The sequence below is a fragment of the Tenacibaculum aiptasiae genome, from assembly GCF_965221665.1.
In the GTDB taxonomy this organism is placed as follows: Bacteria; Bacteroidota; Bacteroidia; order Flavobacteriales; family Flavobacteriaceae; genus Polaribacter; species Polaribacter aiptasiae.
The window spans coordinates 567,060-590,947 of the sequence record NZ_CBDCSN010000002.1 but is presented as its reverse complement, the minus strand read 5'-3'; the positions used below and the strand labels follow the sequence as shown (position 1 = coordinate 590,947).

The following is a 23,888-nucleotide window of genomic DNA, read 5'->3' as shown; positions in this document are numbered from 1 at the left end:
TATGACTTTACGTCTTCATTTACTACAAAATTACAAATTAATTACTAAACGAATTTTTTAAAATTGAATTGTTTTTACCAAAATAATAGCATCAACGACATCACCAGGATAAGAATTTTGCATCATATAATCTTTTCTTGGTTCAATATTAAAATTTGGATTTTTAAGTAAATCGTATGAAATTTCGCTTAAAGAAATTTCAGGCTTTTCATTAGGTAAAACAGAAAAACTAATATTTATAATAGAATCTTGATATGCATAATTATAATCTCCAATCCATTTTCTGTTTTTGGTATTAAATACATAGTCGTTATCTCCGTTCTTTTTGAATTCATAACCATTAATACTTAAATTTTTAATAGTAAAGTCATTTTTGGCGTATAACTCCATTTTGTTCACTGTTCTATTGCTTATTATAGAAAAATCTATATGTCTTAAATCATCAATAATGGTGTCTTTTTTTATATCTATAGTTGGTTGCTTAATAGGTTTTACGTCTGCCTTATTAGTAAACTTATAATAGCTGTTTTCAAATTTTTCGGGATGCTCACCTAAGAACTGCTGTGTAAACTCATCAACGGCATAATCTCTGCTTCCCCAAAAGGCTGTATTGTCATCTACGTTTAATACATAATTTACGCCATTAGGTTTTTTTCTATCTACTGAATAACTGGACTGAAACGATGCTGAAACAAAGGCAATTAACGCTAATCCTAAAAAGATGCGCCCTAGTTTAAAGTTCTTATAATTAGATATTATAGACGCAAACAATCCAAACAAAAGGACAATAAACGTTGTGCCCGCAAACATAAAATCAGTTCCTAAAGTAACTGGAAGTTGGTGTACTCCTGGTGACAAAATAATTAGAAAAGGGATAGCTAATAAAGTAGTCAAAAGTAATCTATATTTATTTTCATTTTTTGAAAACAATAAAACTCCTAAAATACTTAAACCAGTTACAACTGAAACAATAAAATACGCAGCTCCTTTTAAATAAAATGCAACACCAATATTAATTAGTATCCAAACAAATAAAGGTGCTATTAACAAGTTAATGCTTTTGTAAGAGGCAAAATATTTCTTGTAAAACATAAAACAGATTGCTAAAGTGAGAGCAGAAAATCCAAGGATATATATATTACCATTATACGTAAACCCTTGTGGTATGTCATTATACTGTGGATAAATTATTTTTATTAATAACCAGCCATATTTAACAACCAATCCAGAAACTATAAGCGATACAAAAAACGGAATAAACCCTTTTAGCATTTCATTGGTATTCAATTTTTTCTTTATGATACCATAAGCTACCAAACCAATAAAAATAATAAGACAAATTATGATTAAAGGAAAAATCCAAGTGTAAGAATACATGATTATACCAATATGCGGAAAATTAAAATACACCGAATCTTCTGTTGTATTTAGGTTGCTAATATCTGCATCAGCTAAGTAATTAAGTAATGGCATTAAGTAAGTTCCTTGGTGTTCTAGTGAGATAGCATCTAAACGTTCATAACTGTCCTGTGACGTGTGATAATCAAAATGGTCGTCAATAAAGGCAAAACTTAACCCGTTAACATCAGTTCCTTTTGTAAAAGCTGTAAGGTCTGTTGTATTAGGTATCATTTTAGATATGCTATACATTAGCGATGTAGATGCTACATATTTTGGATTCGTCTTTTGTACGGCTTCCACTATTTTTTTGTTACCACTATTGGTTTCAAAAAGCATATAGCTTGGTCCACCAGAACCTCTAGCCTCAAAAATTAAAATTAAACCTACTTCTTCACTAACGTTATGTTTTTGTGCATAAGCTGTAGCACCTAATAAACCTAATTCTTCGGCATCAGTAATTAAAATAATAATATCATTTTTTGGTTTTTTTCCTGTTGCCAAATACGCTCTAATACCTTCTAAAATGGTTACTACACCACTACCAGCATCACTAGCACCTAAAGAACCTCTAGTATCTGAGTCATAATGTGTGCTTAGCATTAAAGCTTTGCTATTGTTAGTTCCCTTTATTTTTGCAATAATGTTGTAAACTTTTGCACCCGCTCCATAACCATCATTATTAAAAACTTCTGCTTCTTCAATGTTAACTTCAAGTCCAAGCTTCTTTAGTTCTTCTACAATATATTTTCTAACATTTCTGTGTTCTTCTGTGCCTAAATAATGTGCTTTTTTAGAAATTTCTTTAAGATGAACTAAAGCTCTTTCAGTAGAAAATTGGGTTAATGGGGTAGAGGCATCAGAAATGGTTCGTGGCATTAAAGAATAAAAGCCGTAAAAAACCGAACTTATAATGATTATTAATGATAAAAAAGGAATGTAACGTTTCATATGAGAGGTTATATTTTATTCAATTAAAAAGTATTTAGAGATTTAAAGTTAACTTTAAATCTCTAAATACTTAAATTAAAAAATTAGTTAGCTTCTATCAGTTGACCAGTACCACTAATATTTTGTGTAATTGTAGGATTACCTTTGTAACGAACAGTTGCTGTTCCAGAGATGGTTACATCAAGATTATTCTGTACAGTAACTTCTGTAGTTCCAGTACCACCTGCAATTATAGTACAGTCATCAACATTAATGTTAAATCCTGAATATTCAAATGCTCCTGATTGGTTAATATTTAAAGTGTTCAAAGTTGTGATGTCTTTGTTAGCTGTAAAGGAACCAGTACCACCTGCACTAAAGTCTAATGCAGTAATGCCTTCAAAAGCATTTAAAGTTAAAGAGCCAGAGCCACCTAAATCTATAGCTAACTCGGTTTGATTGTTAAAATCGTTGACCACAATAGTATTTATACCACCAGATTCTATTTTGTTAATATTAGGCACTACAATATTAATTGATAACTCGTCGTAGCTATAACCACAAGGTCCTTCTAGCCCAATATCCCAAATATCATTGTTTACACCTGTTGTAATTGCTTCAATAATATTGGCTTGTCCTGTCGCTGTTACTTCTTGAGTGTTACCTTGCGTTATGGTAATATTTGCTCTACCAGAGGCATTAATGCTATTAAAATCCTCAATAGATAATGTTCTTGTAACTATTGGTCCTTCACCTTGTATTGTGGCTCCACTAATACAAGAATTATTATTGTTTAGGTTGTTATCATCTTCACTACTACAAGATACAATGGTTAAACCAATAATAATTAATAGTGATAATACAGTTGTTTTTAAATTTACTCTTCTCATTTCTATTGTTTTATATTGAGAATACAAAATTAGTATAATTATACTAATAATTAGTATTTGTATACTAATTTTATATATTTGTTAACAAATTGAGCTTATAAATGAAGTTGAAAATTAAAATATTAAGTAAGTCTATCGAACTTTTTAATAGGGATGGTGTTACAAATGTATCGCCAAATAAAATTGCTGAAATTTTAAAAATAAGTGTTGGGAATTTAACCTATCATTTCAAAACAAAAGAGAGCATATTAGAAGCTATTCTAAAACAAATGATTATTGATTCATCAGATTATTTTGAAATAGGTGAAGAACCAACAGTAAAAGATTATGAAAAATTTCGTTTAAAATTTATAGACTTTCAAAATTCGTATAAGTTCTTTTTTAATGATATGGTTTTTATTGCTAATAAATACCCAAAAATTGGAGATGGTTTTAAAAAGTTAACTATAGAACGATTTAAAGATGGTCGAAAATTAATAGATTTATTTATAAATGTAGGTATACTTAAAAAAGAAAGTGAGTATGTAAATTATAACCTTTTAATGCACAGTATCTGGTTAGTAACAACATTTTGGATAACTCAAGAAAGAACCATAGGATTCGATGTAAAGGGGTTAGATAATTCTAGTAAAGATGTGGTTTGGAGTATGATTTACCCTTATTTGACAGAAAAAGGCAGGAAGCAATTGGAGAAAATTTAAATAGTAAATTATTATTTAATATTGTATCCTCTATGTTTTCCTTTTGTGGTTAAGTAAAAGATGATGGCTTTTGTGTTTCCTTTAGCTATTAGCTCCATTAGGATAGCCTCTGATTCGTCTAGTCTTCTTTCATAAACCTCATCTATTGCTATAGCGTATTTATTATCGTTTTTAAGCCATCTATAATGAGTTGAACGATTAATACCTACAACTCTACAAGCTAAGCTGGCATTTCCATAGCTGCTATACATAGCTTTGACCATTTGTTTTTTCTTGATTCGAGTAGATAGGTTGTTATTTTCAAATTTTAGATTTTCTAAGAAGTGTTGCATTTTGTTTAATTTATTTTGTGATACTCCAAAATTTTCTTAACAACTATTCTTTATAAAGCTTTTTTAAGCCCCTTATAAGAGATGGATTTTATGTTTTGTTACGATTTAATTAGAGGTTTGCTTAAAATGTGTTTTAAGGAGTTTTTATGAGGTTTTTTGAGTTATTGTAGGTTTGGGTAATTTTGTTGTCTAATTCATCTAAAAAAGGAGTTTCTATAATAGAACTGTTGTTGCTAGCAATATTCTTTATTCTATTTTTAACCTTACTAATAAAGGATGAAGTTTTACCTGTTAGAGTTAGTGTTGTAGCAATCATTTTAGAAGTTTCTTCAACGCTTCCAATTTTCTTTATTCCCTCACTAGCTAATAATTTATCTATGTCTGAGGGTTTGTTTATATTGTGAGGATTGAACATAGTTTTTTGCTCTTTGTAAATTTCTGTGTAATCGTTGTACCAAGCTTTTATAAGTTCGTCATAAGTTGTTTTCTCAAATATATCCTTAAGAGTAAGGGTGTTTTTGCTTAGCTTTTTAGCTATTCTCTTTAAGAATTTATTATAGTATTGAGCCTCGTATCTTAAGTATCTACCCTCGTTAAACTCTGTAGGTATGCTCTTCTCTTCTTTTTTAGACTTATCGTAAAAAAGCAATGTTTTGTATTTGTTTTTAGATTTAGAGTTATAGTATAGGGAGTCTTTAAAAAGTAAATTTTTTATTAAGTGTTTATGACTTCCTAAAACCTCAAAGTATGATGGAGGGTTGTAAAGCATTTTAAGTGTAGCTTGCAAGTCTAGTCTTCTAATTTTCGCATCAAAAATATTTACTTCCAGCTTTTCTTGTAAGTCTAATAAGTATTTTTGTAAAACCTCATTCGTTATTGTGTGAAAATTACTTCCGTATACTTCAATTACAGGGTTAATTGTAAGTCGTATATGACTTTGATAGGTTCTAACTTCTATATTCTCGTTACTGATAAGCTTTCCTACACTATAATTGATTAATCCAGTATCTTCTGATATATTTAACACCCTGTCTCTCAGCTTTAGTTTGTTTTCTGAAATTGTATCATTAGGCAGGTCAAGGATAAGTTTGTCTACACCTATTAAATTTCCGATTTTTGGAAATGATTTCACATTGTTATATAGAAGAGAGGTTGTCATAGCAGTTTTAGTACTTGTTTTTACTATCTACCATTGACGAGATAAGTGCTTTTTTACTATAGTAAAGTTTTTTACCAAGCCTTTTCTCTGAAATTACTCCTCTTACAACATAGCTTCTTAATGTAGGTAAGCTAATGTTTAAAAAAGTGGCAGCCTGTTCTCTTGTTAATAGTTCGTCTTTGGTGTTGGAATCGCTATCGTTTATTTTGCTGACTTCTTCTCTAACGGCATCACTAACAATCTGCTTTAATTCGTGTATATTTAAGTTTTGTAGCTGTATAATATTCTGTGCCATAAAATATGTTTTTAGGTATTTTATGGCAAGATTAGTTAATCAGTAGAGTTAAGTTATTTGGGAAAAATTTGGATTTGTTTGGAAAGATTAAAATGTATTAATTAGGGTTAAAATTTTTGTTAAAATAGGTCTCTACAAAAATCTCATGGAGGTCTCCTTTCGACATTGCGTTTGGGTTTATGTTTTGGTTGTAAGTGTTGTTTAGAAAGGTTACATAGCTTTTCATTGTTAGGTCATAAGTGAAAATATGTTCCTTGTAATGTTTGTTGTCAAATATAGCTTTGCAAATTGCTTGAAATTTTTTCAGAGGCTTTAGGTTATAATCTAATACGTTAGCTTCTCTAAGAGTTTTTATAAAGAACGTATATTCTTGTTGACCTTTAAAAATGTTAAAATCAAATTTTTCAGCCTTTATTTCAGGTGGGGTAATATGTTTTAGAACTTCCTTTTTAAATTGGTTTAAGGCTTTAAGTTGTGTTTCTTGGTTTTCTTTTGTCCTAGCCTCATCAAAAATTTGCTCTATAACATCTAGTATTTTTGTACAGCAACTTAATTTCTCATCATCAAACATTGTAGGTAGCCAAGCATCTATTTGGCTTATAGCATATTTTAGAGATAGTCTTAAGCTGATTTCTGATTTACTACTTGTGGTTAAAGTGTAAGTTTGTTCAATTCCTCTTACTTCGTTAAAGAAGCTTATTACATTACTGAAATCTTCACATTTTAGCATTTTGATTGTTATTTATACCATTTGTTAAACATTTCCGAGAAACCCTCTACGAGCTCTTCTTTTGAAACACCTATGTACTTGAAAAAGTCTTTTTCTTTTTTGTGTCCTGTAACAGCCATAATTTGTTGAATAGGTACTTTTCTTCTGTACATGTTGGATGCGAATGATCTACGCCCAGTATGACTTGTAACTCTGTCAAATCGTTGATATTTTACTTTTTTTAATTCCCCTCCTTTTAACTCAGAAATTGTAATCTCGTCTTTCAAAGTTTCAATTTCTTGACATACTAGCTTAAGGTTCTCATTAACTTTTTGTGAAGAGATTTTAGGTGCTTCAAAATTGTGCTTTTTTAAAATTTTAAAAGTAGTTGGATGTATTGGAGTGATAACTAGTCTGTCAGTTTTCTTAACTCTAATCTTTATTACTCTAGACTCTAAGTCTATGTGTTCTTTTTTTATTCTAAAAATATCACTAATTCTAAGACCTGTCCAAGAGCCTAGAAGTAAAATATCTCTAGCTTTGTCCATTGTTAAATTGTTAGTTAAGTCTAATTTTTCAAGTTCTGCTAATTCTTCTTCAGATAAAAAAACAATTTCATCCGCTGTTTTCTCTCTCTTATGAACACGCCAATACTTTTCTTGATAAGATATTGGTAACTGAATCCCTTTTTCAAGTTTTGCGTTATTAATAAGGCTTTTAATGTTTTTTATGTGTTTACCTATGGTGTTAGAATTTAGGTTGAGTTTTTGTTCAAAGTATTTGATTAAATCATCGTATAGTTCGTTACTGAGTGTTAAGAAAGAGATAGTGTTGCCAGTTTTTTGTTCAAATTGTTTAAGGTGGTTAAAAGTTTGGTTATAGCTGCATCTTGTCCCTTTGCTTATAGGTCTTCCAGTTATTGTATTCTTTTTGTTTTCTAGCTTTTTTTTAAAGTCATCGAAGTGTGTCCAGAAAGATATTTCTAATGAGTTTGTGTCTTCTTTGAATAGCTTAGTGTCAAGTATTTTTTTAAGCTCCTTTTCGTTGGGTAAGCCATTGTATTTTTCTTTTAAGTCGGTTAATGTGCTTTTTATTATAATTTCTATTCTGTTTAGTTCTTCTTGGATGGAGTTGTATTCTGTCCAGTTCTTTTTTACCGATTTAGATTTTTTATTCCAAGCTGACGGTTTTATTTTTTGCTTTGTTGAGGTTTTTACTCTTAGCCCTGAGTAAGAGATGGTGCAAATTATTGGAGTTTCACGTTTCGAATAGGGTTCTTTAAGAACAAAGCTTATCCTAGCCATTTTTTTAATTTTCAATGAAAATAATTAAAATTAGGATGGTAGACAAAAAGTAGACACTTTAAAAATAGCTATATAGACAAAAAGTAGACACTTTTTTTTGGTTTAGCTTAATTCTTTTTAATCTAGTTTTATAGTTTCTATAGGGTGTAAGTGTTGAAAATATTAAGAAAAAGAAAAAGGGTCTATCTTTCGATAAACCCTTTAGCGGTCTGGACGGGACTCGAACCCGCGACCCCATGCGTGACAGGCATGTATTCTAACCAGCTGAACTACCAGACCGTTGCTTTTAGCAATATATTATGTGAGCTTAGAAAAAACTTTAGCGGTCTGGACGGGACTCGAACCCGCGACCCCATGCGTGACAGGCATGTATTCTAACCAGCTGAACTACCAGACCGTTGCTCTAAGCGGATGCAAATATATAATCTTTTTTTAAAAAAAAAAGGAGAAATCACATTTTTTTTTGCCTGCTGATTAAATATGCGGTAAGAATTTTATCGTAGCCTTCATTAATATCAACAGGGATGTAATCTATTTTGTATTGTAAGCATTTGTTCTTTAGGTTGTTGAAGAATTTCGAGCTTAATTCTTTGTAATTTTCTTGAACATTTTCAGCATATAAATTTATTTCTTCGCCAGTTTCTACATCAACAAATTTTTTTGGAGTATTACCAAAATCAAATAAGAATTCAGTCTTTTTATCGTAAGTATGAAATAATATAACTTCGTGTTTATCGTATTTTAAATGTCTTAAAGCCTCAAAAAGTTCCTCTTCATTTTTTGTTGTTTGAAACATATCCGTAAATAAGAAGATTAAAGAACGCCTATGTATTTTTTCAGCAATTTCATGTAAATACTCATGAGTTTCTGTTGTAGCCTTTGAATTTGAGCTTAACAAGCTTTCTAATTGGTTTAACAACATTTTCCTATGACGCTCACTGCCTTTTTCAGGAGCGTAGTACTCATAAGTGTCAGAATAGATACTTAAGCCTACAGCATCTCTTTGACGTTTTAAAATTTCCATTAATGAGGCTGCTGCGATGGCTGAAAAACCAATTTTATTTAATTTATCTAGAGATTGCGTTTTTATTATAGGATAATGCATTGAAGCAGAGTTGTCAATAATTAAGTGACAACGTAAATTTGTTTCCTCTTCATACTTTTTAGTATAAAGTTTTTCTGTTTTAGCAAAGAGCTTCCAATCTATATGACGAGTACTTTCACCTTTGTTATATAATTTATGTTCTGAAAACTCAACAGAAAATCCATGAAAAGGACTTTTATGCATACCTGTTATAAACCCTTCTACTACTTGCTTTGCAAGAATATCAAGATTTTTAATTTCTGAGGAAGTACTATTTAAATCAATCATATAGCCCGAAAATAAAAAAAGGTTTAGCGATAGCCAAACCTTTTCTTGTTATATATTGTAATTGTACTGATTATAAAGCAGCATCAATTTTATCAGTATACGCTTTCTTAGGAGCAGCACCAACTTGTTTGTCTACTACTTCACCGTTTTTAAAGATTAATACTGTAGGAATGTTTCTTACACCATATTTAGCAGCAAACTCTTGGTTGTTGTCAACGTCAACTTTACCAACTACAGCTTTTCCTTCATATTCATTATGAATTTCATCAACAATAGGTCCAACCATTCTACATGGCCCACACCAAGCTGCCCAAAAATCAACCAATACTGGTTTGTCAGAATTTAATACTACTTCTTGAAAGTTTGCATCTGTAATTTCTAATGCCATTTTATTATATTTTAATTAAGTTATTGTCTTTGTTTGTAAGTTACAAAAGTAATCAAATATTTTACCAATACAATTTTACAAAAATTACTTTTTACTATCATAGTATCAATACTTTCTATTTCCTTACAAGTTTAAAAGACTTCTTTTGCTATTTGTTGAATATTGGTTGATTTTCCCATAGAATAATAATGTAATAACGGAACTCCTGCTTTTATTAATTCTTTACTTTGATGTATACACCATTCTATACCTATTTGACGAACTTCGCTGTTGTCTTTACATTTTACTACACTCATAATTAAATCGTCTGGCAAATCAACTTTAAAACGATGTGGAATTAAATTAAGTTGTTTTTTTGTTGAAATAGGTTTAAGACCAGGGATAATAGGAACTGTGATTCCTTCAGTTCTGCATTTAGCTACAAAGTCAAAGTACTTTTGATTGTCAAAAAACATTTGAGTCACTATATAAGTAGCTCCATTTTTAATTTTCTTTTTCAAAAAATGGATATCAGAATCTAAACTTGGAGCTTCCATATGCTTTTCTGGATACCCAGCAACCCCTATGCAGAAATTTGTTTGTGATGAATTTTGTAATTCGTCATCTAAATATTTTCCATTATTTAAGCTTTGAATTTGAGAAACAAGTTCGCTTGCATATTTATGTCCATCTTTTTCTGGTTTAAAGTATGTCTCGCTTTTTACTGCATCACCTCGCAATGCTACAACATTATCTATTCCTAAAAAATCTAAATCGATTAAAAAGTTCTCGGTATCTTCTTTTGTAAAACCACCACATAAAATATGTGGCACAGCATCTACCTGATATTTATTTTGAATGGCTGCACAAATGCCTACTGTACCAGGTCTTTTTTTAACCACTTGTTTTTTTAATAAGCCATTTTCAAGTTCTTTATAAATATATTCCTCTCTGTGATAGGTAACATCTATAAAAGGTGGATTGAATTCCATTAAAGGATCTATATTATTAAAAATAGATTGTATATGTTGTCCTTTTAAAGGAGGCAATATTTCAAATGAAAACAATGTTTTACCATTGGCATTTTTTATATGTTCTGTAACTTTCATAATGTTATTTTAATTGTCGGCAATTGTTGGATGCAACCATTTTCTTGCTTTGTCTAATGTGATGTTTTTTCTTGTGGCATAATCTTTTACTTGGTCATCGGTTATTTTTCCTAATCCAAAATATTTAGATTCTTCATTTGCAAAATAATAACCAGATACAGCTGCTGCTGGCCACATTGCCAAGCTTTCTGTTAAGGAAACTCCAATTTGTTTTTCAACTTCTAATAATTGCCAAATAGTTTCTTTTTCTAAATGATCTGGACATGCTGGGTATCCTGGAGCTGGACGAATACCTTTATAGTTTTCTTTTATTAATTCTTCGTTAGTTAAGTTTTCGTCTATGCTATATCCCCAGTGTTTTGTTCTTATTCTATGATGTAAATATTCTGCGAAAGCTTCAGCAAAACGATCGGCCAGTGCTTGTGCCATGATAGCATTGTAATCGTCCTGTTGATCTTTATATTTTGTAGCTAATTCATCTGCGCCAAAAATAGCTGTACAGAAAGCTCCCATATAATCCTTTTTGCCAGTTTCTTTTGGAGCTATAAAATCTGCTAAAGCAAAGCTTGGTTTGTCATCTCGTTTTTTTAATTGTTGACGAAGCGTTCTAAATACAGCTACTTCTTTTCCTTTTTTTTGGATAGATATATCATCTATATTAACAGAATTAGCTTCAAATAATCCAAAAATTCCTTTAGGTTTTAATAATTGTTTAGCTACAATTTCTTGCAACATTTTTTGAGCATCTTCATATAAACTAGTAGCCTGTTCACCTACAATTTCATCCGTTAAAATGTCAGGGAATTTTCCATGTAAATCCCATGAACGGAAAAAAGGAGACCAATCTATAAAAGGGATTAATTCCTTTAAACTTACTTGTTGTAATGTTTGAATACCCAATTCTTTAGGTTTTATAATATTGCTTGTTTCCCAGTTTATTTTAAATTGACGTTTACGAGCTTCCTCTATAGAAATGTATGCTTTTGTTTTTCCTCTTTTTAAAAATTTATCACGAAACTCTTCGTAATCTTTTTTTAGCTTAGCTACATATTCGTTTTTTGTGTTTTCATTTAATAAATCTCCAACAACTGTTACTGCTCTTGAAGCATCATTTACATGTACTACTGCGTTTTTATATTGAGTATCAATTTTTACTGCTGTATGTGCTTTGGAAGTTGTAGCACCTCCAATGAGTAATGGTACATCTAAATTTTGACGTTCCATTTCTTTGGCTAGGTATACCATTTCATCTAATGATGGGGTGATTAAGCCACTTAATCCAATGGCATCTACTTTTTCCTTTTTTGCGGTTTCAATAATTTTTTCAGGAGGAACCATTACTCCTAAATCAACTATTTCATAGTTATTACATCCTAAAACTACTGAGACAATATTTTTACCTATATCATGAACATCACCTTTTACAGTAGCCATTAAAATTTTACCTAGCGCTTTTTGTTCTTCACCTTTTTCTGCTTCAATAAAAGGGTTAAGATATGCTACTGCTTTTTTCATTACTCTGGCCGATTTTACAACTTGTGGTAAAAACATTTTTCCAGAACCAAATAAATCACCAACCACATTCATTCCAGTCATCAAATGTCCTTCAATTACATGTAAAGGTCTTTCTACAGTTAATCTAGCTTCTTCCGTGTCTTCCACAATAAAAGCATCAATTCCTTTTACCAATGAATGTGTAATTCGCTCTTGTAATGATAAGTTTCGCCATTCTAATGCTCTTCCATCATCTTCTTTTTTCTTTCCTTTTACAGTTTCAGCAAAGTCCAATAATCGTTCAGTAGCATCGTCACGTCTATCTAAAATTACATCTTCTATATATTCTAAAAGATCTTTAGGAATGTCATCATAAACTTCTAGCATAGCCGGATTTACAATTCCAATATTCATACCTGCTTGAATTGCATAGTATAGAAAAACGGAATGCATTGCTTCTCTTACCGTATTATTTCCTCTAAATGAAAAAGAAACATTACTTACACCACCACTAACACTAACATTAGGTAAATTATTACGTACCCATCGAGTTGCTTCTATAAAATCGATAGCATTTTTTCTGTGTTCTTCCATTCCTGTAGCTACTGGGAAAATATTTAAATCGAAGATGATATCTTCTGAAGGAAATCCAACTTTATCTACTAAAACTTTATACGAACGTTCAGCTATTTCTATTCTTCGTTGATAATTATCTGCTTGCCCAACTTCATCAAATGCCATTACAATTACTGCAGCTCCATAGCGCTTTATTTGAGTTGCTTCCCAAATAAATTTTTCTTCACCTTCTTTTAAACTAATAGAATTGACAACGCATTTCCCTTGTACTACTTGTAAGCCAGCTTCTATAATTTCCCATTTAGAGCTATCTATCATAATAGGAACACGACAAATATCAGGTTCGGCAGCAATCAAGTTTAAAAAACGAACCATGGCTTCTTTTCCGTCAATTAAACCATCATCCATATTAATATCGATAATTTGTGCTCCTCCATCTACTTGATGCCTTGCTATAGCGAGTGCTTCGTCATATTTTTCTTCTTTTATTAACCGTAAAAATTTACGAGATCCAGCTACATTGGTACGTTCGCCTACATTAATGAAGTTGCTATTTTCGGTAATAATTAAAGGCTCTAAACCCGATAAACGCATGAATTTTCTTTGTTGTGTACTCATCTTCATTTAATTTTCAACAGTATGAATGTTTAAAACTTCTCTTGGTTTATATTTAGCTGCTACTTCAGCTATGGCAGCAATATGTTTTGGTGTGGTTCCGCAGCATCCTCCAATTATATTGATTAACTCCTTTTTTAAATATTCTTCTATTTGCAAAGCCGTTTCTTCTGGCGTTTCATCATATTCACCAAAAGCATTTGGAAGTCCAGCATTTGGATGTGCTGACGTAGCAAATTTTGTTTTTGAAGCTATAACTTCTAAGTGTGGTTGTAATAAATTGGCCCCTAGTGCACAGTTAAAACCAACTGATAATAAAGGAATGTGTGAAATAGAAATTAAAAAAGCTTCTGCGGTTTGTCCAGATAATGTTCTTCCTGAGGCATCTGTAATTGTACCCGATACCATTACTGGAACTTCAATTCCTCGCTCGCTTTTTACTTCTTCAATAGCAAACAATGCTGCTTTTGCATTTAATGTATCAAACACTGTTTCTACTAATAAAATATCGGCGCCACCATCTAATAAAGCTTCTACTTGCTCTTTATAAGCTATTCTTAGTTCATCAAATGTAACTGCTCTGTAGCCTGGGTCGTTAACATCAGGAGACATGCTAGCTGTTCTGTTTGTTGGGCCTATAGAACCAGCAACAAACCTGGGTTTATGAGGTTCTTTTTTAGTAAACTCGTTAGCTACTTCTTTTGCTATTTTTGCCGATTCGTAATTTAATTCGTAAACCAAATTTTCCATTTGATAATCGGCCATAGCTATAGTTGTACCAGAAAAAGTATTGGTTTCAACAATATCTGCTCCAGCAGCAAAATATTTTCTATGTACTTCTTTTACTGCTTCTGGTTGGGTAATAGATAATAAATCATTATTCCCTTGGAGAGGAGTGGGGTAGTCTTTAAAACGTTCTCCACGAAAATCTTCTTCTGTGAATTTATATTCTTGAAGCATTGTTCCCATGGCCCCATCGAGCACGAGAATTCTTTTTTGTATTTCTGTATATATGTTTGACATTCCTGATAATTAAAAGTTGTGTTATCAGGAAAAGAGGAAGTAAAATTCTTTCCGTTATCTCTCTGCCAAGCAGTAGAATGTAGCACCTTCTTTGTATATACAAAGGGTTGCTAAGGCTTCAAAGGGTCTATTCCCTCCACCTTTCTTGATAACATCAATTAAGTTAATGAACTATGGTGCAAATCTATTAGTTTATTTTTAGTTTCCCAATAAATTATTCTTTTTATTTAATAAAAAAATCTCACTTACTAGCTGTAAGTGAGATTTTAAGATTTAATGTGTTTCCTAATTTAGTTAGTTGTTTTCCATTATGATAATTTTATCGAAGATTAACATTAAATCTACCACAAAAGTAAAAGCATCATTTTTTAATGATGTCTATAAATTTTCAAAATACTTTATAAACCATATAATTCTGAAGATAAATAACGATCACCTCTATCACAAACTATAGCAACAACGACTCCTTTTTCTATAGAGTTGGCTACTTTAAGTGCTGAGGCAAAAGCACCACCACTACTCATACCTGCAAAAATTCCTTCTTGTTCGGCTAGTTTTATAGTTGCTTCCTCTGCTTCTTGCTGATTTACCTCTAAAATTCTATTGATTTTTTGTGGTTTAAAGATAGCTGGTAAATATTCTTGTGGCCATTTTCTAATTCCAGGGATTTTAGCGCCGTCTTTAGGTTGTACTCCTATGATTTGAATTTGATCATTTTGTTCTTTTAAGTAATCTGAAACGCCAGTTATGGTACCTGTTGTACCCATGGCTGATACAAAATGTGTTATTTGTCCCTCTGTATCTTTCCAAATTTCAGGACCTGTAGTTGTATAATGTGCTTTTGGATTATCAAAATTATCAAACTGATTTAATCTAAAATATCCTTTTTTATATTTCAATTCTAAAGCATGGTCTATAGCTCCTTCCATTCCTAAAGCACTTGGAGTTAAAATAACCTCTGCACCATAAGCTCTCATGGTTTTTACTCTTTCAACAGTAGCATGTTCAGGCATTACTAATACCATATTAACTCCTAACACCTTTGCCATTAAAGCTAGTGCAATACCAGTGTTTCCACTAGTTGCTTCTACTAAAGTGTCACCCTTTTTTATGTTTTTCCTTTTGATGGCTTCGGAAATCATAAAATAAGCAGCTCTGTCTTTTACACTACCACCAGGGTTGTTCCCTTCTAGTTTCAATAATAATTTAACATTGGGTTTATTGAAAGCATTTGTTATTTCTACAAGAGGAGTATTTCCTACAAAATCGATAATACTTTTTGTTTTCATGATTTGTTTCTTATTGTGAAAATCATTTTGCATATGACTTTCTGGTGGTAATTTTATTTTCTGATTCGTAAGTAACAATTGATCCTTCTGGAACTGATTCTGTTACACACACGTTAGCACCAATAATGCTATTTTGACCTATAACTACGTTTCCTCCTAAAACGGTGGCATTAGCGTAAATAGTTACATTATTCTCTATGGTTGGATGTCTTTTTGTTGAAGCTAATTCTTTTTTTACTTGAAGTCCCCCTAGAGTTACTCCTTGATAAATCTTTACATTATTTTGAATATGTGTAGTTTCACCAATAACAATTCCTGTAGCATGATCGATAAAAAATGAAGCACCTATAGTTGCACCAGGATGAATATCTGTACCTGTTACTCCATGGATGTATTCACTCATCATACGAGGTAAAATAGGTACGTTTAATTTTACCAATTCATGACTTAATCGATATACTGCTATTGCATGAAAACCAGGGTAGGCTAAATAGACTTCTTCTAGGCTTTTACATGCTGGATCATTTTGTTCAAAAGCTAAAGCATCTAAATCTAATTGTTCTCTTATTCTACAAAAGGACTCTTGGTACAATGCCCAAATACTTTCTCCTTCAAGAATGTTTAACTCTTTTAAAATAATAATGAATTGACTTTTTAAATGTGTAGCTTTTTCTTGGCATACATCACTAAATAAAGCATAGAATAGCTGTTTTGTAAAAGTTTCTACATTGTCTTTTAATGATAAATTATAATTTTTAAACTGCATTTTAATAGTACTTTTCTGTATGAAATTAATTTTCGGGTGCCAATTCTATTTCCAAACCTTCTAGCTCAGGAGTTATTTGTATTTGACAGCCTAAACGACTATTTTTCTCTACATGAAATGCTTCTGCTAACATTAAATCTTCATCAGGAGTCATTTCTGATAATTGATGATTTGATTTTACATAACATTGACAAGATGCACACATAGCCATACCTCCACAAATACCAATTGTACCTTCTTCTGCCAGTTCATAGGAACGGACAATTTCCATTAAGTTCATTGCCATATCGGTAGGTGCAATTACTTCATGGAGTATTCCTTCCCGATCGGTTATTTTTATATTGATATCTGACATTGTGTTATTTTTTAATTGATTGCTTTTACTACAGCTTTTGGAGCTTCTTTTTTTGAACCATCAAAACCTTCAACACCTCCAACAGTTGTGTATTTCATTACATATTTTTTATCAGGATGTATACGCTGAAAAGCACTTTGACACATCAATGTAGCTTCGTGAAATCCACATAAAATCAGTTTTAATTTTCCAGGATATGTATTAACATCTCCAATGGCATAAATACCTGGTATGTTTGTTTGATAATCTAAAGCGTTGTTTACTTTTATGGCATTTTTTTCTATTTCAAGTCCCCAGTTAGCAATAGGTCCTAGCTTTGGTGATAAACCAAATAATGGAATAAAATGATCTGTTTCATAAATATATGGCTCTTTGTCTTTTTCTACTATTTGAACAGCATTAACATGCTCGTCTCCATAAACTTCCTTTATTTCTGCAGGTGTTATTAAATGAATTTTTCCAATATCTTTTAACTCTTGTACTCTCTCTACAGAGTCTAAGGCTCCTCTAAATTCATTTCTACGGTGAACTAAAGTTACTTCCGAAGCAATGTCAGCTAAATATATAGCCCAGTCTAAAGCCGAATCACCTCCACCAGCTATAACCACTTTTTTATTCCTATAAATTTCTGGTTCTCTAATAATGTAAGCTACTCCTTTGTCTTCATAATTTGAAATATTAGGAATAGGTGGTTTCCTAGGTTCAAAACTTCCTAAGCCACCTGCTATAGCTACCACCGGAGCATGATGCTTTGTTCCTTTGTTTGTGGTAACTATAAAAGTTCCATCTTCTTGTTTTTCTATAGTGTCAGCTCTTTCTCCTAAGGTAAATCCTGGTTCAAATTGTTTTATTTGTTCCAATAAATTTTTTGTCAAATCACCTGCTAGAATCTCAGGATAAGCAGGGATGTCATAAATAGGTTTTTTAGGATATATTTCTGAACATTGCCCTCCTGGTTGAGGTAATGCATCAATTAAATGACACTTTAATTTTAATAATCCTGCTTCAAAAACTGTAAAAAGTCCTGTAGGACCCGCTCCTATAATTAATATATCTGTTGTAATCATTTTTATTTTTTTGTCACTAGTGTGAAGAGTCGTAAAAAACCTCTTTTTAAGATTCTTTTACTTCTGTTCTTAGCTTATTAAACCTTCTGTTAACTTGTTTAATGTTTCTACTTTTTCTTCAAAATTACCTTTGATGGTCTTTCTGTACTTATTTAAATTTTGAACTAATTCATTAATGTCTTCTGGAATTACTTCTTCAAAAAACTGACGTAACCTTTTAGCTGTTGTTGGAGATTTTCCATTAGTTGAAATAGCTACTTTGACATTTCCTTTTGTTACTATTCCACCTAAATAGAAATCACAGAGATGAGGTGTGTCTGCAACGTTTACCAATAAGTTTTGTTCTTTACAATCGTTGTAAGCTTGTATGTTTACATAGTTGTTATCTGTAGCAACAATAACCAAATCTTTATTATGTAAATGACTTACTTTGTATGCTTCTTGAATTATTTCAATATGATGCTTTTCAGCTAAGCTTTTTACTTCTGGAAGTATATTGATTGCTACTATTTGAACTTTTGCATTTGGGCTTGATTTTAATAAAAAACTCAATTTTTCCAATCCAACATTACCTGCACCTATTAAGAGAACATTTAATTGATGTACTTTTAAAAAGATAGGGTAGAGGTTATTTTTTTCTTCTACTATCATACCGCGATATTGGTTTTTATTTGCGATTGTACCAATTGAAGTTCTGCCCTATGTTTTACAACTTCTCCTAATACTATGATTGCCGGATTACTTAATTTGTTTTTTGTAACTACTTCCTCTATAGTGTTTACAGTACCAATTCCGATTTTTTCTTGTGGAGTAGTACCGTTTTGAATAATAGCTACAGGTAAATCATGCTTTTTTTCTTTTTGAAAAAGTTGAATAATTTCTGATAATTTGCCCATTCCCATTAATATAACTACAGTAGCATTAGACTTTGCGGCTAAAGCGACATCACTAGAAATTTGATGCTTTTTTGTTGTTCCTGTAATTACCCAGAAACTTTCTGAACTTCCACGTTTTGTTAAAGGAATATTTTGATATGCAGGAACTGCTAATGATGATGAAATACCAGGAACTACATCTGTTTGTAGTCCAAATTTTGCAGCATATTCCATTTCTTCTGCACCTCTACCAAAAATAAATGGATCACCTCCTTTTAAACGTACCACATGTCCATGTGAATGACCTCTAGCTACTATTAGTTCATTAATTTGTTCTTGTTGATAACGGTAACAGCCTCTTCTTTTACCAACAAAAATTATTTCAGCATTTGGATTTACATATTTTAATAAATCATTGTTAACCAAAGCATCATATAACACTACATCTGCTTGTTTTAAAGTATTGATTGCTTTTAAGGTGATTAGTTCTACATCACCAGGACCAGCACCCACTACGGTTAATTTTGGTAGATTTCTCATGTCTCTTTATGTTTAACTTTCTACTACTTGCTTCCTGTATGCATCTACCGTTTTATAAAACGATTTTGCTTCTTTCAGATACTTTTTAGCGAAAGCTTCTGTTGGGTTATTTTCTTTTATTTGATATACAAAATCAGTAAATGAAGTTGGTAATTCAATCTTATTTGTACTGATAAATACTTCATCAAAGTTTTTAACAATACTAGCTTGTGTATTGGTTTTTGCTCCTTCTGAAGTTAACAATGCTTTTGCAGTATTGATGATTGCTGAATATGAATGATATATGCTGTCTGACCATTGCTTTTCATTCAATGCACCAGTAGCATTTTCTATTTTTTCTTCACTTTCAAATAGTAAGGTTGCAATCAAGTCGATAACAACTCCAGCACATTCTCCAACACCAATGGCTTTTACATAGTTTTTATCATGACCCCAATCAATAAAATCATCCTGGTTTAAATTGGAAGTATCTGATAAATGTTTTAATAAATCATAGAAATAGGTTTTTCCATATCTATCATAATATGTTAAGAAGTCTTCTTTTTCTTGTTTATGATCTTCAAAATCATTTAAAAGAATACGTAGAGCTTCAGGACCTCTTTTGCTTGGTATTTTTACTAGTTTATCAGAAAAACGTCCTTTACCATTACCTAAAACACCTCCACCAATTAATACTTGAAGGGCAGGAGCTAATAAGTTTCCAACTTTAACAGACATCCCTTGAAACCCTATATGTGCCATATTGTGTTGTCCACAAGCATTCATACAACCACTAATTTTAATAGTGATGTTTTTATTATTTACATATTGTGGATATTCTGATTTTAATACACGCTCTAATTCTGTTGCAATACCTGTACTACTTGAAATACCTAAGTTACAAGTATCAGTTCCTGGGCATGCTGTAATATCTGTTAAGCTGTTATAGCCTATTTCTGTAAAACCTAATTTTTCTAATTCAACATAAAAGAATGGTAAAAACTCTTCTCTGACGTGACGGATTAAGATATTTTGACGCAATGTAAAACGCAATTCATTTGCTGCATACTTTTTAATTAAATCTGCAAGTAAACGAGCCTTGTCTGTGTAAAAATCTCCCAAAGGAACTTTAATTCCAATGGCATATAATCCTTTTTGTTTTTGTTGAATAACATTGGTTTCTTTCCAGTTTTGATAAGCTTCGTTATCAGTTATTTTTACTGAAGGAATTTCCGATGTTTCAAATTTAACTTCCTTTTCAAAATCAGATGTGTCTATTGGATATTTTTGATTAGCAAATGCTTTTTGTTCTTCAGAAACTAATTTTAAAAAGGCATCAACTCCTAAATCTTTAACTAAAAATTTTAAACGTGCTTTTGCTCTTTTTGAACGTTCCCCATGCCTATCAAAAACTCGTAAAACCCCTTCAATAGTAGGAATTAATAAATCAGCTTCTAAAAATTCATAGATAACATCAGCATGTCTAGGTTGCGAACCTAATCCTCCTGCTAATAAAACTTTAAAGCCTTTAATTTCTTTACCTTCTATAGTTTTTGTTTTAGCAATAAAGCCTAAATCATGCATAAAACTCAATGCTGTATCATGGTCTGTTGCAGAAAAAGACATCTTAAATTTTCTTCCCATTTCCTGACAAATAGGGTTACGTAAGAAAAATCGAAATGTAGCATGTGCATAGGGGGTTACATCAAAAGGTTCATTGATGTCTATCCCAGCAGTTTCAGAAGCTGTAACATTTCTAACTGCATTTCCACAAGCCTCGCGTAAGGTGATATCATCTTTTTCTAATTGTGCCCATAATTCAGGAGTTCTATCTAAACTCACATAGTGAATTTGTATGTCTTGACGAGTTGTAATATGTAAGCGTCCTCTTGAGTATTCGTCCGATACATCAGCTATTCGATGTAATTGTTCGCTAGTAACTTTACCATAAGGTAGTTTTATACGGATCATTTGTACTCCAAACTGACGTTGACCGTATACACCTCTTGCCAAACGTAAACTTCTAAAGCGTTCTTCGTCTATTTGACCTTCTTTAAATAAACGGATTTTACGTTCTAATTCTAGAATATCTTTTTCTACAATTGGATTCTCTATTTCGGTTCTAAAACTTTGCATTACTTTATTTTTTAAAGCTCGTAAGCGTTACTTTTTTTAATTGTGTAAGAACTGCTGTTTTGCTAATAGTTCTTCTTCTGTTTCAATAATGTCTTCATCAGGAACACAACAATCTACTGGGCAAACTGCTGCACATTGTGGTTCTTCATGAAATCCTTTACACTCTGTACATTTGTCTGGAATAATGAAATAGTACTCGTCAGAAATTGGTTCTTGATCTTCATTTGCGTCTATTTCTGTTCCATTCAATAATTGAATATTTCCATTTAATGAGGTTCCTTCGTTATAATTCCAGTCTGAAGCTCCTTCATAAATAGCTGTATTTGGGCATTCTGGTTCGCATGCTCCACAATTGATGCACTCATCTGTTATTATAATTGCCATTTGATTTTCTTATTATTGAATAAAGCCTACTCCGGCTGTATTGTTGGTTTTTGGATTGATTAAAATGAAAGTTCCATTAGCTTTGTTTTTCTGGTAAGAATCATAAAACAATGGTTTGCTAACTTTTAAGGTTACATCGCCAATTTCATTTAAAGTTAATTGTGATGGATTTTCTTCCTTACCTGAAAAATCTGTTTTTATGATGGACGATAAAGACATAATTTTTGCCTGTGCATCATTTACTCCATGTTTTATATAATATTTATCAGAAGCTTGTAATGGATTTTTATCCATCCAACAAATTGTAGCAGTTAATTCTTTTGATACCGTAGGAACTTCTTTTGTTTTTACTAACATGTCTCCACGGCTTACATTTACATTGTCTTCCAACGTAATAGTTACAGAACTTCCTCTTTTTGCCTGTAAGTATTCTTTATCAAAAAAATGAATACTCTTTATTTTGGATTCAGTAGCAGAAGGTAATACAGTAACAGAATCGCCAACTGCTAAATTCCCTCCATAGATTTTACCAGCATAACCTCTGAAATCATGATAATCATCTGTTTTAGGTCTGATTACTGTTTGCACAGGAAACCGTGTTTGTGATTGTTCTTCTATATCATCAGCTTGTAAACTCTCTAAATGATTTAGTAATGTTTCTCCATTATACCAAGGAGTATTCTCTGATTTTTCAACTACATTATCTCCTTTTAATGCAGAAAGAGGGATAAAGGTTAATTGCTGATTTTTATAAGCACTTTTGCTAGCTAAATACTCAATTTCATTTTTTATTTGATTAAACTTTTCTTCTGAATAATCAACTAAATCCATTTTGTTAATGGCTATTACTACATTTTTTACTCTCAATAAGTTGTTGATGAAAAAATGACGGTATGTTTGCTCTATAACTCCGTTTCGAGCATCTATCAAAACAATAGAAGCTTGTGAGTTTGAAGCACCAGTAACCATATTTCTGGTGTATTCTATATGTCCAGGTGTATCAGCTATAATGAAACTTGTTTTTGGTGTTGAAAAATATATGTGAGCTACATCTATAGTAATTCCTTGTTCTCTTTCGGCAACCAAGCCATCGGTAGCTAATGAAAAATCTAAGTAATCAAAGCCTCTTTGTCTACTTTTTTCTTCAATGGCTTCTAGTTTGTCATCAGTTAATGAGTTAGTATCGTATAGTATACGACCGATTAATGTACTTTTACCATCATCGACACTACCTGCAGTTGCTATTTTTAGTACGTTCATTTTATGTATTAGTTGTTGTGTAACAACTTGTGTTTAAATGTTTGTTATAAGTTTTAAAAGTATCCTTGTTGTTTTCTTTTTTCCATTGCAGCTTCCGATCGTTTGTCATCTATTCTAGCACCTCTTTCGGAAATTGTTGATACTTTAATTTCGTTTACTACGGTGTTTATATCTACAGCATTGGATAGTACTGCAGCTGTACAGCTCATATCTCCAACTGTTCTAAAACGTACCATTCGTTCTTCAACTTTTTCATTTTCATCTCTATAAACCACATCATCTTCTGCAGACCATATAAGTCCATCTCTTAAAAATGTAGCTCTTTTGTGAGCGAAATAAATAGAAGGGATTTCGATATTCTCATCTCTTATATAAGACCATACATCTAATTCTGTCCAGTTAGAAATAGGGAAGACTCTTACATTTTGACCTAAATCAATTCTTCCGTTTAACATATCGAATAATTCTGGACGTTGATTTTTTTCATCCCATTGCCCAAAATCATCACGAACAGAGAAAATTCGTTCTTTAGCTCTTGCTTTCTCTTCATCTCTGCGGGCTCCACCGATACATGCATCAAAACCAAATTCATCAATTGCATCTAATAACGTTTCTGTTTGCAGCATGTTTCGGCTAGCGTACTTTCCAGTTTCTTCTTTTACTCGACCTTTATCAATATTATCCTGAACATTTCTAATAATTAAATCAACGTTGAGGTCTTTTGCTAAACGATCTCTAAATTCTATTGTCTCAGGAAAATTATGTCCAGTATCTATGTGTAAAAGAGGAAAAGGGATTTTAGCAGGATAAAATGCTTTTTGGGCTAATCTTACTAATGTTATACTATCTTTTCCACCAGAAAACAGTAATACTGGTTTTTCAAATTGAGCAACAACTTCTCTAAATATATATATGGCTTCGCTTTCTAAAGCTCCTACTTTTATTGTTTCTGTATTCATAATC

23 protein-coding genes, 2 tRNA genes and 1 riboswitch are annotated in these 23,888 nt (G+C 31.6%); of the genes, 1 reads left to right on the top strand and 24 read right to left on the bottom strand.

The window, feature by feature from the left end; translation table 11 throughout:
* Positions 1-57: 57 nt before the first annotated feature.
* Positions 58-2,349, bottom strand: coding sequence for a M28 family peptidase (locus ACOQN8_RS03060; protein ID WP_420551558.1), 2,292 nt, complete (start codon positions 2,347-2,349; stop codon positions 58-60).
* An 83-nt stretch (positions 2,350-2,432) separates the two neighbouring features.
* Positions 2,433-3,218 (bottom strand): GIN domain-containing protein, encoded by a 786-nt coding sequence (locus tag ACOQN8_RS03055; RefSeq protein ID WP_420551557.1) that lies wholly within the window; start codon positions 3,216-3,218, stop codon positions 2,433-2,435.
* A gap of 101 nt (positions 3,219-3,319) precedes the next feature.
* Here ACOQN8_RS03055 and ACOQN8_RS03050 point away from each other — a divergent pair, with 101 nt between their 5' ends.
* Positions 3,320-3,919 carry a TetR/AcrR family transcriptional regulator gene (locus ACOQN8_RS03050; RefSeq protein ID WP_420551556.1) on the top strand — a complete coding sequence of 200 codons (600 nt, stop codon included), beginning with the start codon at positions 3,320-3,322 and terminating at the stop codon, positions 3,917-3,919.
* An 11-nt stretch (positions 3,920-3,930) separates the two neighbouring features.
* Here the strand turns inward: ACOQN8_RS03050 and ACOQN8_RS03045 are convergent, their stop codons facing one another.
* The 22 genes from ACOQN8_RS03045 to cysD all read right to left on the bottom strand — a co-directional run bounded on the left by ACOQN8_RS03045 (position 3,931) and on the right by cysD (position 23,884).
* The gene (locus ACOQN8_RS03045) at positions 3,931-4,251 is read right to left on the bottom strand and encodes a phBC6A51 family helix-turn-helix protein (RefSeq protein ID WP_420551555.1); all 321 of its coding nucleotides are present in this window, start codon (positions 4,249-4,251) and stop codon (positions 3,931-3,933) included.
* 133 nt (positions 4,252-4,384) lie between these two features.
* The gene (locus tag ACOQN8_RS03040; RefSeq protein WP_420551554.1) at positions 4,385-5,410 is read right to left on the bottom strand and encodes a hypothetical protein; all 1,026 of its coding nucleotides are present in this window, start codon (positions 5,408-5,410) and stop codon (positions 4,385-4,387) included.
* 7 nt (positions 5,411-5,417) lie between these two features.
* Positions 5,418-5,705, bottom strand: coding sequence for a helix-turn-helix domain-containing protein (locus ACOQN8_RS03035; protein WP_420551553.1), 288 nt, complete (start codon positions 5,703-5,705; stop codon positions 5,418-5,420).
* 97 nt (positions 5,706-5,802) lie between these two features.
* A complete protein-coding gene (locus ACOQN8_RS03030; protein WP_420551552.1) occupies positions 5,803-6,435 on the bottom strand; it encodes a hypothetical protein in 633 nt (210 codons plus the stop codon).
* A gap of 8 nt (positions 6,436-6,443) precedes the next feature.
* Positions 6,444-7,718, bottom strand: a complete 1,275-nt coding sequence (locus ACOQN8_RS03025) for a tyrosine-type recombinase/integrase (RefSeq protein WP_420551551.1) — start codon at positions 7,716-7,718, stop codon at positions 6,444-6,446.
* Positions 7,719-7,923: 205 nt separating this feature from the next.
* A tRNA-Asp gene (locus ACOQN8_RS03020) sits at positions 7,924-7,997 on the bottom strand.
* 44 nt (positions 7,998-8,041) lie between these two features.
* Positions 8,042-8,115 (bottom strand) — tRNA-Asp (locus tag ACOQN8_RS03015).
* 54 nt (positions 8,116-8,169) lie between these two features.
* Entirely contained in the window at positions 8,170-9,090 is a 921-nt protein-coding gene (locus ACOQN8_RS03010) for a DUF58 domain-containing protein (protein WP_420551550.1), read from the bottom strand.
* Between the two features lie 70 nt (positions 9,091-9,160).
* Complete coding sequence (gene trxA / locus ACOQN8_RS03005; RefSeq protein WP_150900047.1) at positions 9,161-9,478, bottom strand: thioredoxin; 318 nt, start codon at positions 9,476-9,478, stop codon at positions 9,161-9,163.
* Between the two features lie 131 nt (positions 9,479-9,609).
* On the bottom strand, positions 9,610-10,566 hold the full coding sequence (gene metF / locus ACOQN8_RS03000) for a methylenetetrahydrofolate reductase [NAD(P)H] (RefSeq protein ID WP_420551549.1): 957 nt from the start codon (positions 10,564-10,566) through the stop codon (positions 9,610-9,612).
* Between the two features lie 9 nt (positions 10,567-10,575).
* Entirely contained in the window at positions 10,576-13,254 is a 2,679-nt protein-coding gene (gene metH / locus ACOQN8_RS02995; protein ID WP_420551548.1) for a methionine synthase, read from the bottom strand.
* 6 nt (positions 13,255-13,260) lie between these two features.
* Positions 13,261-14,274, bottom strand: coding sequence for a homocysteine S-methyltransferase family protein (locus ACOQN8_RS02990; RefSeq protein WP_420551547.1), 1,014 nt, complete (start codon positions 14,272-14,274; stop codon positions 13,261-13,263).
* Positions 14,275-14,325: 51 nt separating this feature from the next.
* Positions 14,326-14,429, bottom strand: a riboswitch (SAM riboswitch).
* Between the two features lie 243 nt (positions 14,430-14,672).
* The gene (gene cysM / locus ACOQN8_RS02985; protein ID WP_235273445.1) at positions 14,673-15,563 is read right to left on the bottom strand and encodes a cysteine synthase CysM; all 891 of its coding nucleotides are present in this window, start codon (positions 15,561-15,563) and stop codon (positions 14,673-14,675) included.
* 22 nt (positions 15,564-15,585) lie between these two features.
* Complete coding sequence (gene epsC, locus ACOQN8_RS02980) at positions 15,586-16,329, bottom strand: serine O-acetyltransferase EpsC (RefSeq protein ID WP_420551546.1); 744 nt, start codon at positions 16,327-16,329, stop codon at positions 15,586-15,588.
* Positions 16,330-16,354: 25 nt separating this feature from the next.
* Complete coding sequence (locus ACOQN8_RS02975) at positions 16,355-16,684, bottom strand: 2Fe-2S iron-sulfur cluster-binding family protein (RefSeq protein ID WP_420551545.1); 330 nt, start codon at positions 16,682-16,684, stop codon at positions 16,355-16,357.
* A gap of 11 nt (positions 16,685-16,695) precedes the next feature.
* Positions 16,696-17,751 (bottom strand): NAD(P)/FAD-dependent oxidoreductase, encoded by a 1,056-nt coding sequence (locus tag ACOQN8_RS02970; protein WP_420551544.1) that lies wholly within the window; start codon positions 17,749-17,751, stop codon positions 16,696-16,698.
* 69 nt (positions 17,752-17,820) lie between these two features.
* Positions 17,821-18,402 (bottom strand): precorrin-2 dehydrogenase/sirohydrochlorin ferrochelatase family protein, encoded by a 582-nt coding sequence (locus ACOQN8_RS02965; protein WP_420551543.1) that lies wholly within the window; start codon positions 18,400-18,402, stop codon positions 17,821-17,823.
* Positions 18,399-19,166, bottom strand: a complete 768-nt coding sequence (gene cobA / locus ACOQN8_RS02960) for a uroporphyrinogen-III C-methyltransferase (protein ID WP_420551542.1) — start codon at positions 19,164-19,166, stop codon at positions 18,399-18,401. The genes ACOQN8_RS02965 and cobA overlap by 4 nt, the downstream gene beginning before the upstream one ends.
* Before the next feature lie 12 nt (positions 19,167-19,178).
* Positions 19,179-21,281: a nitrite reductase gene (locus tag ACOQN8_RS02955; RefSeq protein ID WP_420551541.1), complete on the bottom strand. Its 2,103-nt coding sequence runs from the start codon at positions 21,279-21,281 to the stop codon at positions 19,179-19,181.
* Positions 21,282-21,317: 36 nt separating this feature from the next.
* Complete coding sequence (locus ACOQN8_RS02950) at positions 21,318-21,665, bottom strand: 4Fe-4S dicluster domain-containing protein (RefSeq protein WP_420551540.1); 348 nt, start codon at positions 21,663-21,665, stop codon at positions 21,318-21,320.
* 12 nt (positions 21,666-21,677) lie between these two features.
* Entirely contained in the window at positions 21,678-22,925 is a 1,248-nt protein-coding gene (locus tag ACOQN8_RS02945; RefSeq protein ID WP_420551539.1) for a sulfate adenylyltransferase subunit 1, read from the bottom strand.
* A 53-nt stretch (positions 22,926-22,978) separates the two neighbouring features.
* Complete coding sequence (gene cysD / locus ACOQN8_RS02940; RefSeq protein ID WP_420551538.1) at positions 22,979-23,884, bottom strand: sulfate adenylyltransferase subunit CysD; 906 nt, start codon at positions 23,882-23,884, stop codon at positions 22,979-22,981.
* Between the last annotated feature and the right edge of the window lie 4 nt (positions 23,885-23,888).

Bases quoted from the DNA above. Each gene is read 5' to 3' on its own strand.
- ACOQN8_RS03060 (WP_420551558.1), bottom strand. From the start codon at position 2,349: ATGAAACGTTACATTCCTTTTTTATCATTAATAATCATTATAAGTTCG.
- ACOQN8_RS03055 (WP_420551557.1), bottom strand. From the start codon at position 3,218: ATGAGAAGAGTAAATTTAAAAACAACTGTATTATCACTATTAATTATT.
- ACOQN8_RS03050 (WP_420551556.1), top strand. From the start codon at position 3,320: ATGAAGTTGAAAATTAAAATATTAAGTAAGTCTATCGAACTTTTTAAT.
- ACOQN8_RS03045 (WP_420551555.1), bottom strand. From the start codon at position 4,251: ATGCAACACTTCTTAGAAAATCTAAAATTTGAAAATAACAACCTATCT.
- ACOQN8_RS03040 (WP_420551554.1), bottom strand. From the start codon at position 5,410: ATGACAACCTCTCTTCTATATAACAATGTGAAATCATTTCCAAAAATC.
- ACOQN8_RS03035 (WP_420551553.1), bottom strand. From the start codon at position 5,705: ATGGCACAGAATATTATACAGCTACAAAACTTAAATATACACGAATTA.
- ACOQN8_RS03030 (WP_420551552.1), bottom strand. From the start codon at position 6,435: ATGCTAAAATGTGAAGATTTCAGTAATGTAATAAGCTTCTTTAACGAA.
- ACOQN8_RS03025 (WP_420551551.1), bottom strand. From the start codon at position 7,718: ATGGCTAGGATAAGCTTTGTTCTTAAAGAACCCTATTCGAAACGTGAA.
- ACOQN8_RS03010 (WP_420551550.1), bottom strand. From the start codon at position 9,090: ATGATTGATTTAAATAGTACTTCCTCAGAAATTAAAAATCTTGATATT.
- trxA (WP_150900047.1), bottom strand. From the start codon at position 9,478: ATGGCATTAGAAATTACAGATGCAAACTTTCAAGAAGTAGTATTAAAT.
- metF (WP_420551549.1), bottom strand. From the start codon at position 10,566: ATGAAAGTTACAGAACATATAAAAAATGCCAATGGTAAAACATTGTTT.
- metH (WP_420551548.1), bottom strand. From the start codon at position 13,254: ATGAGTACACAACAAAGAAAATTCATGCGTTTATCGGGTTTAGAGCCT.
- ACOQN8_RS02990 (WP_420551547.1), bottom strand. From the start codon at position 14,274: ATGTCAAACATATATACAGAAATACAAAAAAGAATTCTCGTGCTCGAT.
- cysM (WP_235273445.1), bottom strand. From the start codon at position 15,563: ATGAAAACAAAAAGTATTATCGATTTTGTAGGAAATACTCCTCTTGTA.
- epsC (WP_420551546.1), bottom strand. From the start codon at position 16,329: ATGCAGTTTAAAAATTATAATTTATCATTAAAAGACAATGTAGAAACT.
- ACOQN8_RS02975 (WP_420551545.1), bottom strand. From the start codon at position 16,684: ATGTCAGATATCAATATAAAAATAACCGATCGGGAAGGAATACTCCAT.
- ACOQN8_RS02970 (WP_420551544.1), bottom strand. From the start codon at position 17,751: ATGATTACAACAGATATATTAATTATAGGAGCGGGTCCTACAGGACTT.
- ACOQN8_RS02965 (WP_420551543.1), bottom strand. From the start codon at position 18,402: ATGATAGTAGAAGAAAAAAATAACCTCTACCCTATCTTTTTAAAAGTA.
- cobA (WP_420551542.1), bottom strand. From the start codon at position 19,166: ATGAGAAATCTACCAAAATTAACCGTAGTGGGTGCTGGTCCTGGTGAT.
- ACOQN8_RS02955 (WP_420551541.1), bottom strand. From the start codon at position 21,281: ATGCAAAGTTTTAGAACCGAAATAGAGAATCCAATTGTAGAAAAAGAT.
- ACOQN8_RS02950 (WP_420551540.1), bottom strand. From the start codon at position 21,665: ATGGCAATTATAATAACAGATGAGTGCATCAATTGTGGAGCATGCGAA.
- ACOQN8_RS02945 (WP_420551539.1), bottom strand. From the start codon at position 22,925: ATGAACGTACTAAAAATAGCAACTGCAGGTAGTGTCGATGATGGTAAA.
- cysD (WP_420551538.1), bottom strand. From the start codon at position 23,884: ATGAATACAGAAACAATAAAAGTAGGAGCTTTAGAAAGCGAAGCCATA.